General features: G+C 63.1%; 11 protein-coding genes. 6 read left to right on the top strand and 5 right to left on the bottom strand.

All coding sequences use genetic code 11. From position 1 onward, the window contains the following. Positions 1 to 202 precede the first annotated feature (202 nt). On the top strand, positions 203 to 1,807 hold the full coding sequence (locus NLY37_RS26395; protein ID WP_023740790.1) for a trimethylamine methyltransferase family protein: 1,605 nt from the start codon (positions 203 to 205) through the stop codon (positions 1,805 to 1,807). Positions 1,808 to 1,824: 17 nt separating this feature from the next. Here NLY37_RS26395 and NLY37_RS26390 read toward each other — a convergent pair whose 3' ends face one another. Together NLY37_RS26390 and NLY37_RS26385 are read right to left on the bottom strand one after the other, a co-directional pair. After that, complete coding sequence (locus NLY37_RS26390) at positions 1,825 to 2,187, bottom strand: hypothetical protein (protein WP_023740791.1); 363 nt, start codon at positions 2,185 to 2,187, stop codon at positions 1,825 to 1,827. Positions 2,188 to 2,391: 204 nt separating this feature from the next. Then, entirely contained in the window at positions 2,392 to 4,197 is a 1,806-nt protein-coding gene (locus tag NLY37_RS26385; RefSeq protein ID WP_023669481.1) for an IlvD/Edd family dehydratase, read from the bottom strand. A gap of 143 nt (positions 4,198 to 4,340) precedes the next feature. On the opposite strand from NLY37_RS26385, the gene NLY37_RS26380 reads away from it, so the two are divergent. After that, complete coding sequence (locus tag NLY37_RS26380) at positions 4,341 to 4,799, top strand: SRPBCC family protein (protein WP_023696771.1); 459 nt, start codon at positions 4,341 to 4,343, stop codon at positions 4,797 to 4,799. Between the two features lie 161 nt (positions 4,800 to 4,960). Here the strand turns inward: NLY37_RS26380 and NLY37_RS26375 are convergent, their stop codons facing one another. The 3 genes from NLY37_RS26375 to NLY37_RS26365 form a co-directional block, all read right to left on the bottom strand. Continuing rightward, positions 4,961 to 6,151, bottom strand: coding sequence for an Mrp/NBP35 family ATP-binding protein (locus NLY37_RS26375; protein WP_286440766.1), 1,191 nt, complete (start codon positions 6,149 to 6,151; stop codon positions 4,961 to 4,963). 77 nt (positions 6,152 to 6,228) lie between these two features. Then, the gene (locus NLY37_RS26370; protein WP_023688789.1) at positions 6,229 to 7,233 is read right to left on the bottom strand and encodes an inorganic phosphate transporter; all 1,005 of its coding nucleotides are present in this window, start codon (positions 7,231 to 7,233) and stop codon (positions 6,229 to 6,231) included. A 3-nt stretch (positions 7,234 to 7,236) separates the two neighbouring features. Then, positions 7,237 to 7,878 (bottom strand): DUF47 domain-containing protein, encoded by a 642-nt coding sequence (locus NLY37_RS26365; RefSeq protein WP_023673429.1) that lies wholly within the window; start codon positions 7,876 to 7,878, stop codon positions 7,237 to 7,239. A 158-nt stretch (positions 7,879 to 8,036) separates the two neighbouring features. On the opposite strand from NLY37_RS26365, the gene NLY37_RS26360 reads away from it, so the two are divergent. The 4 genes from NLY37_RS26360 (at position 8,037) to fdhF (ending at position 14,085) form a co-directional block, all read left to right on the top strand. Beyond that, complete coding sequence (locus NLY37_RS26360; protein ID WP_023688790.1) at positions 8,037 to 8,936, top strand: LysR family transcriptional regulator; 900 nt, start codon at positions 8,037 to 8,039, stop codon at positions 8,934 to 8,936. A 193-nt stretch (positions 8,937 to 9,129) separates the two neighbouring features. After that, on the top strand, positions 9,130 to 9,609 hold the full coding sequence (locus NLY37_RS26355) for a formate dehydrogenase subunit gamma (RefSeq protein WP_023736169.1): 480 nt from the start codon (positions 9,130 to 9,132) through the stop codon (positions 9,607 to 9,609). After that, positions 9,606 to 11,162 carry a formate dehydrogenase beta subunit gene (locus tag NLY37_RS26350; protein WP_023673426.1) on the top strand — a complete coding sequence of 519 codons (1,557 nt, stop codon included), beginning with the start codon at positions 9,606 to 9,608 and terminating at the stop codon, positions 11,160 to 11,162. Before NLY37_RS26355 ends, NLY37_RS26350 begins: the two co-directional genes overlap by 4 nt. A gap of 10 nt (positions 11,163 to 11,172) precedes the next feature. Continuing rightward, positions 11,173 to 14,085 carry a formate dehydrogenase subunit alpha gene (fdhF, locus tag NLY37_RS26345; protein ID WP_023673425.1) on the top strand — a complete coding sequence of 971 codons (2,913 nt, stop codon included), beginning with the start codon at positions 11,173 to 11,175 and terminating at the stop codon, positions 14,083 to 14,085. The last annotated feature ends 80 nt before the right edge of the window (positions 14,086 to 14,165 follow it).

The following is a 14,165-nucleotide window of genomic DNA, read 5'->3' as shown; positions in this document are numbered from 1 at the left end:
CTGTGCCGGGGCTTTGAACAGCCCCGGCGCTTGGCATGATCACCAACATTCTGCATTAGCCTCTTGGCATACTCGGCTGCGTTGACTGGCTCATAGGCTGGGCCAATGGCAGCGGCATAGTCGGCTGACAGAGGGACGAAGCAAGCCGACGGTGGACCAATCATCGCGTCGTGTTTCGCAAGCTAAAGGTGGAGTGCCCCCCATGTCAGTGGCTGTTGAGAAGCAGGATGCGGCTCCTAAAGATACATCAGCCGACCAGCGTTCGCGACGTTCCGGCGGGCGCGAAGCGCGCCGCGCCATGCGGGCAGCACCTTTGGCCGACGATATCCGGCCGGTGCGCGCCGGCCTCGAAGGCGGCAGCTACGGGCCGCTCAACCAGAACGACCAGGAACGCATCCATGAAGCGGTGCTGACGCTACTGGAGACCGTCGGCTTCGCCAATGCCATTCCCTCCTGCATCGAGGCTCTGACCGGGGTCGGCGCCGTCTATGGCGATGACGGCCGCGTCCGTTTCCCACGTGGGCTTGTGATGGACACGATCAGACGAGCCGCGCGAAATTTTACGCTGCACGGCCAGGACCCCAGGCATGACATGCTGATCCAGGGCAAGCGCGTGCATTACGGCACGGCGGGTGCGGCGGTGCATCTGGTCGATGTCGAAAAGCGCGAATACCGAGAGTCGCTGGTGCAGGACATTTACGACGCCGCCCGCCTCGTCGAAGGGCTCGACAACATCCATTTCTTCCAGCGGCCCATGGTGCCGCGCGACATTCCCGATCCGCTCGAAATGGACTTCAACACGCTCTACGCCTGCGTGATGGGGACGTCGAAGCATGTCGGCACCTCGTTCACGGTGCGCGAGAACGTGCAGCCGGCGCTGGAAATGCTTTATGCGATCGCCGGCGGCGAGGAGAATTTCCGCGCCCGGCCGTTCGTGTCGAACTCCAACTGCTTCGTCGTACCGCCGATGAAGTTTGCCGAGGACGCCTGCGGCGTGCTCGAAGCCTGTGTCGAAGGCGGCATTCCGATCCTGCTTTTATCGGCCGGCCAGGCCGGCGCCACCGCTCCGGCGGCGATTGCCGGCGCTGTGGTGCAAGCGGTGGCGGAAGTGCTGGTCGGCCTCATCTATGTAAACGCCATCAAGCCGGGGCATCCGGCGATCTTCGGCACATGGCCGTTCGTCTCCGACCTCAGGACCGGTGCGATGTCGGGCGGCTCGGCCGAGCAGGCAGTACTGACTTCGGCCTGTGCGCAGATGGCGCAGTTCTACGATCTGCCGGGCGGTTCGGCCGCCGGCATGACGGATTCGAAACTGCCCGACATCCAGTCCGGCTATGAAAAGGGGATCACCGATGTGATGGCCGGCCTTGCCGGCCTCAATCTGGTCTATGAATCGGCGGGCATGCACGCCTCGCTGCTCGGCTTTTGCCTGGAGAGCCTGATCATAGACAATGACATGCTGGGCCACTGCCTGCGCTGCGTGCGGGGCATCGAAGTGACCGACGAAGCGCTGTCGATCGACACCATCACCGAAGTCTGCATGAATGGCCCAGGCCACTATCTCGGCAATGAGCAGACGCTGCGCCTGATGCAGACCGAGTATTTTTATCCGGCCGTCGGCGACCGCTTTTCGCCCAAGGAATGGAACGAGAAGGGCCGGCCCGACATCTTGCAGCGGGCGATCATCGAAAAGAAGCGCGTGCTTGCCGAGCGCTTCCCGCGCCATGTGCCGAAGCTGCTAGACGACAAATTGCGCGCCCGCTTCGGCGAGATGATCAAGCTGCCACGCAGCGGCATGGGCGGGTAAGCTTCACCTTACGAAGGTCAGTCCGCACTTAGCCCAAAGCGCTCGACGACTTCGGCGCTGATCAGCTTGCCATGCAGCGCCATCAACACGATCTGGGCATCCAGGCTGTCGCCGGTTTCAAGCGCAGCCTCGATGCGGCGCTCAGCCTCCAGCCGCCGCTCCGGCCCATTGGCCTGCTCGAAGGTTTGTGGGCCCGCGATGCAAAAGCCGAACAGCTGCGCCACGGACTGGTAGGCGTCGGGCGGCGGCTCGTCCGGCCAATGATCCTTCATCAAATTGACGATGGTGAGCTTTACCCCCTCGGGAACAAGCGCCGGATGAAGATCGGCGCCGCGCAGCGCGTTGTCCAGTTCCCGCAAGTCACCCGAGCGGCCGAACATGCCGAGGAAACCGAGGGAAGCCGCTTCGTTATTGATGGGTGTTATCCCTCGTGCAGGACCTATCGAGAAGACGTATCTGTAGACTTGGCCCAATCGATACAAGAGCGCTGCCATGAGAAAAGGCGGCCTGCCCGATGGCAAGCCGCCTTCGATTTCACCAAACCCGATGGCAAGCCGCCTTCGATTTCACCAAACTTGCAACGCCTAGTGGTTGTCCCTTGGCACGCCGCTGGTGTGCGCGACGTCCTGATATTTCACCGCCGGCTTCAGCACCATGCCCTCCGAGAACTGGTCGACCATGGAGCGCTGGATTTCCTGCCATGGCGTCTGGTGCTTGGGATAGTGGTAGCCGCCATCGTCCTGCAGTTCGGCACGGCGCCGCGTGATTTCCTCGTCGGAGACGAGGATGTTGGCAGTGCCTTTGCGTAAGTCGATGCGCACACGGTCGCCGGTCTTGAGCAGCGCCAGGCCGCCGCCAATGGCGGCCTCCGGCGAAGCGTTGAGGATAGACGGCGAGCCGGATGTGCCCGACTGGCGGCCATCGCCGATGCAGGCCAGCGCGTGAATGCCCTTCTTGATGAGATAGGCCGGCGGCTGCATGTTGACGACCTCGGCGCCGCCGGGATAGCCGATTGGGCCGGCGCCGCGCATGAACAGGATGGTGTGCTCGTCGATGCCTTGCGCCGGATCGTCGATGCGGGCGTGGTAGTCCTCCGGCCCGTCAAAGACCATGGCGTTGCCTTCGAAGGCTTCCGGGTCGTTCGGGTTGGAGAGATAGCGTTCGCGGAATTCCGGCGAGATGCCGCTCATCTTCATGATGGCGGAATCGAACAGATTGCCGCTGAGATTGATGAAGCCGGCATTGGCCTTCAGCGGCTCGGCAACAGTGCGGATGACATCGGTATTCTCGTTGGCGACCCCCTTGCAATTGTCGCCGATCGATTTCCCGTTGACGGTCATGGCTTCGGGATAGGGCAGCAGCTTGGCCTTCATCAGTTCGGCAACCACAGCCGGCACACCGCCGGCATGATGATAGTCCTCGCCGAGATATTCGCCAGATGGCTGCAGATTGACGATGAGCGGCACATGGAGGCCGACCGTCTGCCAGTCGTCATTGGTGAGCGGCACGCCGAGATGGCGGGCAATCGCGTTGAGGTGGATCGGCGCATTGGTCGAGCCGCCAATCGCCGAATTGACGACAATGGCGTTCTCGAACGCCTTGCGCGTCATGATGTCGGATGGCTTCAGATCCTCATGCACCATCTCGACGATGCGCTTGCCCGTCTCATAGGAGATCTGGCCGCGCTCGCGGTAGGGTGCCGGAATGGCAGCCGAGCCCGGCAATTGCATGCCGAGCGCCTCTGCCAGCGAGTTCATCGTGGTGGCGGTGCCCATGGTGTTGCAATAGCCGGTCGACGGCGCCGATGAGGCGACGATGTCCATGAACTCGTCATAGTCGATCTCGCCGGCGGAGAGCCGCTGGCGCGATTCCCAGACGATGGTGCCGGATCCCGTGCGCTTGCCTTTGTGCCAGCCATTGAGCATCGGTCCGACCGAAAGTGCTATGGCCGGAATATTGACGGTGGCCGCCGCCATCAGCAGCGCCGGCGTGGTTTTGTCGCAGCCGATGGTCAGCACGACGCCGTCGAGCGGATAGCCGTAGAGCACTTCGACCAGACCGAGATAGGCAAGGTTGCGGTCGAGTGCCGCGGTCGGGCGCTTGCCGGTCTCCTGGATCGGATGGCACGGGAATTCGAAGGGGATGCCGCCCATCGAGACGATGCCTTCGCGCACGCGCTTGGCCAGTTCGATATGGTGGCGGTTGCACGGCGACAGATCCGAGCCGGTCTGGGCGATGCCGATCAGCGGCTTGCCCGACATCAACTCGGCCCGCGTCAGGCCGTAGTTCAGGTAGCGCTCGAGGTAGAGCGCGGTCATGCCTGGATTGTCGGGATTGTCGAACCACTCCTGCGAGCGAAATTTCTTCTTTCCGGTGGGGGCGCCTGCCATCATGGTCTCCGTATTTGTAAGACAAATCGATATGGCAACGCGCGGAAGCAGGCAAGAGGGCGCACCGTCGCAACCGGACTTTGGTGCGATAGACACAGACCAGACCGTGCGTTAGGCCTTCGAAGTCTGTCCGGGAGGTGTCGATGGCTTTGGTGATCGAAGGCGAGGAACGCATTGCCGCCCCCCTGCAGAAAGTGTGGGACGCGCTGAACGATCCGAAGGTTTTGCAGGCGACCATTCCCGGCTGCCAGCACCTGGAGATGAAATCGCCGACCGAAATGGCGGCGACGGTGGTGTTGAAGATCGGACCGATCAAGGCGACATTCAACGGCGAGGTGACGTTGAAGAACCTGAAGCCGCCGCACTCCTACACCATCCAGGGCGAGGGCAAGGGCGGTATTGCCGGCTTCGCGAAGGGTGGCGCCGACGTGACGCTGACGGCGGACGGGCCGGATGCGACGGTCCTCAAATACGCGGCCAAGGCCGAAGTCGGCGGCAAGATCGCCCAACTCGGCAGCCGGCTGATCGAATCGACTTCGAAGAAGCTGGCCGGGCAGTTCTTTTCAAGCTTTGGCGAGAAGGTGGGTTCCCCTCCCCCTTGAGGGGAGGGTGCCTCGTGAAGCGAGGCGGGTGGGGTCGCCTCAACTGCCTCAACGTGAGTTGAGCTGCCTCGACTTGTAAAGAAATAGCGTCGAGCGTGTCACCGCGGACCCCACCCGGCCCTTCGGGCCACCCTCCCCTCAAGGGGGAGGGACCATCCGAGCTACTCGAACACGATGTTCGGCACCGCCGCTTCGGCCGCGCCGCGTTCTTCGTTGACCCGGTCCCAGACCTTCGAAGCAATGCCGCGATAGATCTTCGCCTCGGCGCTGTCTGGCTTCGACGCCACCACCGGAGCACCTTCATCAGAACTTTCGCGAATGCCCATTTCCAGCGGCACTTCGCCGAGGAAGGTCACGCCGAGTCGCTCGGCCTCGCGCCGCGCCCCGCCATGGCCAAAGATGTCGTAGCGCTTGCCGGTATCGGGGGCTATGAAATAGCTCATGTTCTCCACGATGCCGAGCAGCGGCACGTCGACCTTCTTGAACATATTCAATCCTTTGCGGGCGTCGATCAGCGCCAGATCCTGCGGCGTCGAGACGATGACGGCGCCGGCCAGCGGCACCTGCTGGGCCATGGTCAGCTGGGCGTCGCCGGTGCCGGGCGGCATGTCGACGACGAGCACGTCGAGGCGGCCCCATTCGACCTCGCGCAGCATCTGCGTCAGCGCCGACATCACCATCGGACCGCGCCAGATCATCGGCGTCTCCTCGTCGACGAGGAAGCCCATCGACATCACCTTAAGGCCGTAATTCTCCATCGGTTTCAGGATCTTGCCGTCGACGGTCTGCGGCCGGCCATGGATGTTGAGCAGCCTGGGCATGGACGGGCCATAAATATCGGCATCGAGCACGCCGACACGCAAACCGTTGGCGGCGAGGCCAAGCGCGATGTTGACGGCGGTGGTCGACTTGCCGACGCCGCCCTTGCCGGACGCCACCGCGATGATCGCCTCGATGCCGGGCACGCCGCGCTTGCCCGACCTTTCCGAGGCCGGGGCGTGCGGGGCTGGAGAGTGTGGAGCTGGGCGCGGCGCGGCTGGCGCAGCCGGGGGTGCCGGCCTGGGCGCGGGACGCGACGCAACCGGAGCCTCCATGCCGCCGCCCTTCTTCTCCGCCGTCAGCGCGACGACGGCGCCGGCGACACCAGGGATCGCCTTGACGACACGCTCGGCTGCGGCGCGCAGCGGCTCCATCTCCTGTGCACGGGCGGCGGGAACGGTGATCGAGAAAAACACTTTCGAATCGGCGATGAAAATCTCCGAAACCATGCCGAGGTCGACGATGTTGCCGGTGAAGTCCGGCCCGTTGACCGTCTTCAGACGCTCGGTGACGATTTCCTTGGTGACGGACATGCATTGTTCCCTAAGGCGTTTGGCTGCGGCTCAGATAGTGCAGATTGGCAGCGACTCCAAGCACCACAGTGTCCGCCTCACCTTGCCAGGCCAACCGCAAGGTAGGTGAGCGCCGAAATTGCAGCCGTGGCCGGCAAGGTGACGATCCAGGCGATGACGATGTTGCCGGCAATGCCCCAGCGCACGGCCGAGACGCGACGGGCAGCGCCGACACCGATGATGGCCCCGGTGATCGTATGGGTGGTCGACACGGGAACGCCAAGCCAGGTGGCGGCAAACAGGGTGATGGCGCCGCCGGTCTCGGCGCAGAAGCCCTGCATCGGGTTCAACCGGGTGATCTTCGAGCCCATCGTGTGGACAATGCGCCAGCCGCCGAACAAAGTGCCGAGCGCCAGTGCTGTCTGACAGGTGAGGACGACCCACAGCGGCACGTAGAACGTCCCGCCGAGCATACCTTGCGAATAGAGCAGCACGGCGATGATGCCCATGGTTTTCTGGGCGTCGTTGCCGCCGTGCCCTAGCGAATAAAGCGAGGCCGAAAAGAACTGCATGACGCGGAAAGTGCTGTCGACGGCGAACGGTGTCTGGCGCACGAACAGCCAGGAAACGGCCAGGATCAGGACCAGCGCCAGAACAAACCCTGTCGCCGGCGACACGACGATTGCGGCGACCGTCTTGCCAAGCCCGGTCCAGACGATGGCGCCGGGCCCAGCCTTTGCAACGCCGGCGCCGACGAGCCCGCCGATCAGGGCATGCGAACTGCTGGACGGGATGCCGGCAATCCAGGTGACGATGTTCCAGACGATGGCGCCGACGAGCGCCGAGAAGATCACCGCCGGCGTGACGATGCTGACGTCGACGATACCTTTTCCCACGGTTTCAGCCACGTGAAGGCCGAAGAACATGAAGGCGATGAAATTGAAGAAAGCCGCCCACAGGACCGCATATTGTGGTCTCAGCACGCGGGTGGAGACGATGGTGGCGATGGAGTTCGCCGCATCGTGCAGGCCGTTGAGAAAATCGAAAAACAGCGCGACGGCGACAAGGCCGATCAGCACGGGAAAGGCGATGGTGGCTTCCATTGCCTAAACGTTCTCGATGACGATGCCGCTGATCTCGTTGGCGACGTCCTCAAAGCGGTCGACCACCTTCTCCAGCTGGCCGTAGATCTCCGAGCCGATCAGGTAGGCCATCGGATCGCTGCGGCCATGCCGCTTGAACAGGTCCTTCAATCCCTGCTCATGCAGATCGTCGGCGCGGCTTTCGACGCGCATGACCTCTTCGGCGATGGCGTTGAGGCGTACCGTGTGCGTGCCGACCTTGCTGAGCAGCGGGATCGCTTCGGCAACCAGCCTGGAGGCGGCAACGATGACGCCGCCCATCTCCTGCATCAGCGGGTCGAATTCCTTCTTTTCGAACAGCTTCACCGTCTTGACGGTCTTGTGCATCATGTCGATGGCGTCATCCATTGACTGGATCAGGTCCTTGATGTCGCCGCGATCGAAAGGCGTGATGAAGGAACGCCGCACCGCCAGCAGGACTTCGGCCGTGATATGATCGGCCTCGTCCTCGAGATCGATGATCTTCTGGCACCAGCGATCGATGTCCTTGCCCTGCAGAAGCTGCTCCAGCGCCTCGGCGCCGCCGACCACGGTGCGGGAATGCCGTTCAAAGAGGTCGAAGAAGCGATCTTCGCGCGGCAAAAGCTTGCGGAACCAGCCCAGCATGTCCGATCTCCTCGTATTCCATCCAACCACATAGCGCCGTGTTCGGCTGGGGGAAACAGCCAGCCGGCCCAAAGATGTGGATGCATGGCCAATTGCGGGTAGAGCTTGCGGCGAAAGGCAATTTCCCCGACCTTGCGCGCAACGAACGGACGGATGGGATGATCGACAAGCTCGAATTCTTCATCGCGCTGGCCAAGGAGGAGCATTTCGGCCGGGCGGCGGAAGCGTGCGGCGTCACGCAGCCGACCTTGTCGGCCGGGATCAAGCAGCTGGAGGGCCAGCTCGGCGTCATGCTGGTCAATCGCGGTTCGCGCTTTCAGGGGCTGACGCCGGAAGGCAAGCAGGTGCTGGTGTGGGCGCGTCGCATCGTCGGCGATTCCAGGACCATGCGCGAAGAGATGCGGGCGGCGCGACATGGCCTGTCCGGGCGTATCCGTATTGCCGCCATCCCAACCGCCCTCGCCATGGTGGCGCGGCTGACGACGCCATTTCGCGAGAAGCATCCGGGCGTCACCTTCTCTATCCTGTCGCGCACCTCGATCGAGGTGTTGTCGCTGCTCGGCAATTTCGACGTCGATGCCGGCATCACCTATCTCGACAACGAGCCTCTCGGACGGGTGACCAGCGTGCCGCTCTATGACGAGCGCTACCAGCTGATCACGGCGGTCGGAAATCCCTATTCGGATCGCGACAAAGTGACATGGGCCGAAATCAGCCAGCTGCCGCTCTGCTTGTTGACGCCGGACATGCAGAACCGCCGCATCATCGACCAGCATCTGGCCGAGGCCGGCGTGCAGGTGCGGCCGACACTGGAATCCAACTCGATGATCGTGCTGTTCTCCCACATACGGACAGGCAAATGGTCGTCGATCATGCCGCTCAACCTGGCGGAAACATTCGGTTTTTCCGAGCCGATCCGGGCCATTCCGATCGTCGAACCGGATGCCAGCCACACGGTCGGGCTGGTCGCCGCGCCGCGCGAACCGCACACGCCGCTGGTGCAGGCGCTGCTGGACGAGGCGATGGCGCTGGCAGACGATTTCCGCGCCAATCGCTGAGCTAGTCATAACTGATCAATCGGCGCGATAGAAATTTTCTATCGTGCAACGAAACCGCTTTATTGATTTCAGGGGTTTTCTCTGATTTCTTAAGCACTTAGCGATTAAGCGGCGTAGGCATGTCGTTGTTCCAAAACCGCGTCATGCTTTTGGACGATATATGCATCGATCGCTAGGATAGGGAGGGCGCTGCGTGACGATGCAGCCAGCAAGTACCGAGATACAGTCGCGCACGGCGGCGATCATCCAGGAGTTGAAGGGCCTCGAAGGCCCGCTGCTGCCGATCCTGCACGAGATCCAGGACGAATTTGGCCACGTGCCGCAGGACGCCGTGCCCGTCATCGCCGATGGGCTGAACCTGTCGAGGGCCGAAGTGCATGGCGTTGTGACCTTCTATCATGATTTCCGTGCCCGGCCGGCCGGCCGGCATGTGCTCAAGCTCTGCCAGGCGGAAGCCTGCCAGTCGATGGGTTCGGATGCGATCGCCGCAAAGGTCAAGCAGTTGTTGGGCATCGATTTCCATGAGACCACCCGCGACGGATCGGTTACACTTGAGCCTGTCTATTGCCTCGGGCTGTGCGCCTGTTCACCGTCGGCGATGCTGGATGGTGAGGTGATCGGGCGGCTCGATGACGAGAAGATCGAAGAGATCGTCGGGGAGGTACGCTCATGATCCCGCGCATCTACATTCCAGGTGACTCCGGCGCGCTGGCGCTCGGCGCCGAAAAGGTCGCCAAGGCTGTTCGTGCGGAACTGGCTGAACGGGGCGTCGAGGCCAAGATCGTCCGCAACGGCTCGCGCGGCGCCTATTTCCTCGAACCGATGGTCGAGGTCGCGACCGAAAAGGGCCGCGTCGCTTACGGGCCGGTCAAGCCATCGGACGTCAAGAGCCTGTTCGACAGCGGCTTTCTCACCGGCGGGCATCACAAGCGCTGGCTGGGCGCGCCCGACAAAATCCCGTTCCTGGCCAAGCAGACGCGCCTGACCTTTGCGCGTTGCGGCATCAACGACCCGCTATCGCTCGATGCCTACAAGTCACTGGGCGGGCTCAAGGGCCTGCAGAACGCGGTGGCCATGGCGCCGCTCGACATCGTCAAACAGGTCACGGAATCGGGCTTGCGCGGCCGAGGCGGCGCCGGCTTCCCGACCGGCATCAAGTGGAAGACGGTGCTCGATACGACATCTGACCGCAAATACATCGTCTGCAATGCCGACGAGGGCGACAGCGCCACCTTTGCCGACCGCATGATTATGGAGGGCGACCCCTTCGTGCTCATCGAAGGCATGACGATTGCCGGCATCGCCACCGGCGCGACCAAGGGGTTCGTCTATATCCGCTCGGAATATCCGCATGCGGTGGCTGTCATGAACAAGGCTGTCGAGGTCGCCCGCAAGGCAGGCGTGCTCGGCGTCAGCGTGCTGGGTTCGCCCAACGCCTTCGACATGGAAATCCGCGTCGGCGCCGGCGCCTATGTCTGCGGCGAGGAAACGTCGCTGCTGAACAGCCTTGAAGGCAAGCGCGGCGTGGTGCGCGCCAAGCCACCGCTGCCGGCAATCCAGGGTCTGTTCGGCAAGCCGACGGTGATCAACAACGTCATCAGCCTAGCCTCCGTGCCCATCATCATGGACAAGGGTGCTGCCTTCTACAAGGATTTCGGCATGGGCCGCTCGCGCGGCACGATCCCGATACAGATCGCCGGCAACGTCAAGTTCGGCGGCCTGTTCGAGGCGGCGTTCGGCATGACGCTGGGCGAGATCGTCGACGATATCGGCGGCGGTACGGCCACAGGTCGCCCGGTGAAGGCGGTGCAGGTCGGCGGCCCGCTCGGCGCCTATTTCCCGCGCGGCCTGTTCGACACGCCGTTCGACTACGAAGAGTTCGCGAAGCGCGACGGGCTGATCGGCCATGCCGGCATCACCGTGTTCGACGACACGGCCGACATGCTGAAGCAGGCGCGCTTTGCCATGGAGTTCTGCGCCATCGAAAGCTGCGGCAAGTGCACGCCCTGCCGCATCGGCTCGATACGCGGGGTGGAGACCATCGACCGGCTTGCCGCCGGCATCGAGCCGGAGAAGAACCTGGCACTGGTCACCGATCTCTGCAACACGATGAAGTTCGGATCGCTCTGCGCGCTGGGCGGCTTCACGCCCTATCCGGTGATGAGCTCGATCACCCATTTCCCCGAAGATTTCAAGCCCGCGCCGGCGCGCGTGGCTGCTGAATAGGAGCTGGCAGATGAATATCAAGGCCGACTTCCCGACACTCATCGAAGAACTCGATTACGGAACCCCGGAATCGAAGGCGCAAAAGCAGGTTACGCTGATCGTCGACGGCCGCAGCATCAGCGTGCCGGAGGGTACGTCGATCATGCGCGCGGCGATGGAAGGCGGGGTCGAGATCCCAAAACTCTGCGCCACGGACATGCTGGACTCGTTCGGCTCCTGCCGCGTCTGCCTGGTCGAGATCGACGGGCGCGGCGGCACGCCGGCATCCTGCACGACCCCCGTCGGCGAAGGCATGGTGGTGCGCACGCAATCCGAGCGGCTCGACGCCATCCGCCGCGGTGTCATGGAGCTTTACGTCTCCGACCACCCGACCGGCTGGAACGAGAAGGCCGGCACCGGCGCCAGCGAGTTCGACGTTGTGGCGAAATCGGTCGGCCTGACCGAGAACCGCTTCGGCATTGAGGGCCGCAACCACGTCAAGCAGGAAAACGGCGTCGCGCCCGGCCATGGCTCGCTGGCGGTCGACTACATCGCCCGCGACGAGTCCAACCCCTATTTCACCTATGATCCGGCGCAATGTATCGTCTGCTCGCGCTGCGTGCGGGCCTGCGAGGAGGTGCAGGGCACCTTCGCGCTGACGATCGAGGGCCGCGGTTTCGAATCGCGCATGGTCGCCGGCATGCACGAGGATTTCATCGCCTCCGAATGCGTGTCCTGCGGCGCCTGCGTGCAGGCCTGTCCGACCGATGCGCTGCGTGAAAAGACCGTGCTTGAGAAAGGCATGCCCGAGCGTTCCGCTGTCACCACCTGCGCCTATTGCGGCGTCGGCTGCTCGTTCAAGGCCGAAGTGAAGGACGACGAAGTCATTCGCATGATGCCCTACAAGGACGGCAAGGCGAACCACGGCCACTCCTGCGTGAAGGGCCGTTTCGCCTATGGCTATGCCACCCACAAGGACCGCATCCTGTCGCCTATGATCCGGGAAAAGGTCAGCGATCCCTGGCGCGAGGTGAGTTGGGAAGAGGCCATCGCCCATACGGCCAAGGAATTCCGCCGTATCCAGTATCAATACGGCCGCACCTCGATCGGCGGTATCACGTCCTCGCGCTGCACGAATGAAGAGACCTATCTCGTCCAGAAGCTGGTGCGCCAAGGCTTCCGCAACAACAATGTCGACACTTGCGCGCGCGTCTGCCACTCGCCGACCGGCTACGGCCTCGGCCAGACCTATGGCACCTCGGCCGGCACGCAGGATTTCGATTCCGTCGATTTCACCGATGTCGCCGTCATCATCGGCGCCAATCCGGCTTCCGCGCACCCGGTGTTCGCCTCGCGGCTGAAAAAGCGGCTGCGCCAGGGCGCCAAGCTGATCGTGCTCGATCCGCGCCGCACCGAAATGGTCAAGTCGGCGCATATCGAGGCCGACTATCACCTGCCGCTGAAGCCCGGCACCAACGTGGCGGTGCTGACGGCGCTGGCGCATGTCATCGTTACCGAAGGGCTTTTCGACGAAGCCTTCATCCGCGATCGCTGCGACTGGGCGGAGTTCCAGGATTGGGCTTCTTTCGTCGCCTTGCCGGAAAACAGCCCCGAAATCGTGGGCAAGCTGTCCGGCGTCGATCCCGAACTGATCCGAGGTGCTGCACGGCTCTATGCCAAGGGCGGCAATGGCGCGATTTATTACGGCCTCGGCGTGACCGAACACAGCCAGGGTTCGACCACGGTTATGGCGATCGCCAACCTTGCCATGGCGACCGGCAATATCGGCCGCCCGGGCGTCGGGGTGAATCCGCTGCGCGGCCAGAACAACGTGCAGGGTTCCTGCGACATGGGCTCGTTCCCGCATGAACTGCCGGGCTACCGCCACATCTCCGGCGAGGCGGTGCGCGACATCTATGAGACGTTGTGGGGGGTGAAGCTCGACGACGAACCGGGCCTGCGCATCCCCAACATGCTGGATGCCGCCGTCGACGGATCCTTCAAGGGCATCTACATCCAGGGCGAGGACATCCTGCAATCCGACCCTGATACCAAGCATGTCGCGGCCGGCCTGGCGGCGATGGAATGCGTCGTCGTGCACGACCTGTTCCTCAACGAGACAGCTAACTACGCGCATGTCTTCCTGCCGGGCTCGACCTTCCTGGAAAAGGACGGCACCTTCACCAATGCCGAGCGCCGCATCAACATGGTGCGCAAGGTGCTGGAGCCGAAGGCGCGCTATGCCGACTGGGAAGCGACACAGGAGCTTGCCCGCGCGATCGGGCTGGATTGGAACTACCAGCATCCCTCCGAAATCATGGACGAGATCGCCAAAACGACGCCAAGCTTCGCCGGCGTCTCTTTCGATCTGCTCGACCGTGTCGGATCGGTGCAATGGCCCTGCAACGAGAAGGCGCCGCTCGGCACGCCGATCATGCATATCGACGGCTTCGTGCGCGGCAAGGGCAAGTTCATCCGCACAGAATATGTGGCGACCGACGAGCGGACCGGGCCGCGTTTCCCGTTGCTGCTGACCACCGGTCGCATCCTCAGCCAGTACAATGTCGGTGCACAGACAAGGCGCACCGAAAACGTCATGTGGCACTCGGAGGACCGGCTGGAGATCCATCCGCACGATGCCGAGAACCGCGGCCTGCGCGATGGCGACTGGGTGCGGCTGACCAGCCGTTCGGGTGAGACGACGCTGCGTGCGCTGATCACCGACCGGGTGTCGCCAGGTGTGGTCTACACAACGTTCCACCATCCCGACACGCAGGCCAACGTCATCACCACCGACTTCTCGGACTGGGCGACCAACTGCCCGGAGTACAAGGTGACCGCGGTGCAGGTCGGCGCCTCCAACGGGCCTTCGGACTGGCAGCGCGATTATAACGAGCAGGCCGAGCAGAGCCGCCGCATCGCAAAGCTGGAAGCGGCGGAGTAGTCTTGCCACGGCGTTCGACAATAAGAGCTTCAATCTTGACGGTTGGTCGACCCCTACTCCGTCAGGAAGGACGCGAGCTT

The organism is Mesorhizobium sp. C395A, from assembly GCF_030323205.1.
In the GTDB taxonomy this organism is placed as follows: Bacteria; Pseudomonadota; Alphaproteobacteria; order Rhizobiales; family Rhizobiaceae; genus Mesorhizobium.
The sequence above is the reverse complement of the archived record's forward strand: the minus strand, read 5'-3'. Positions and strand labels throughout refer to the sequence as shown.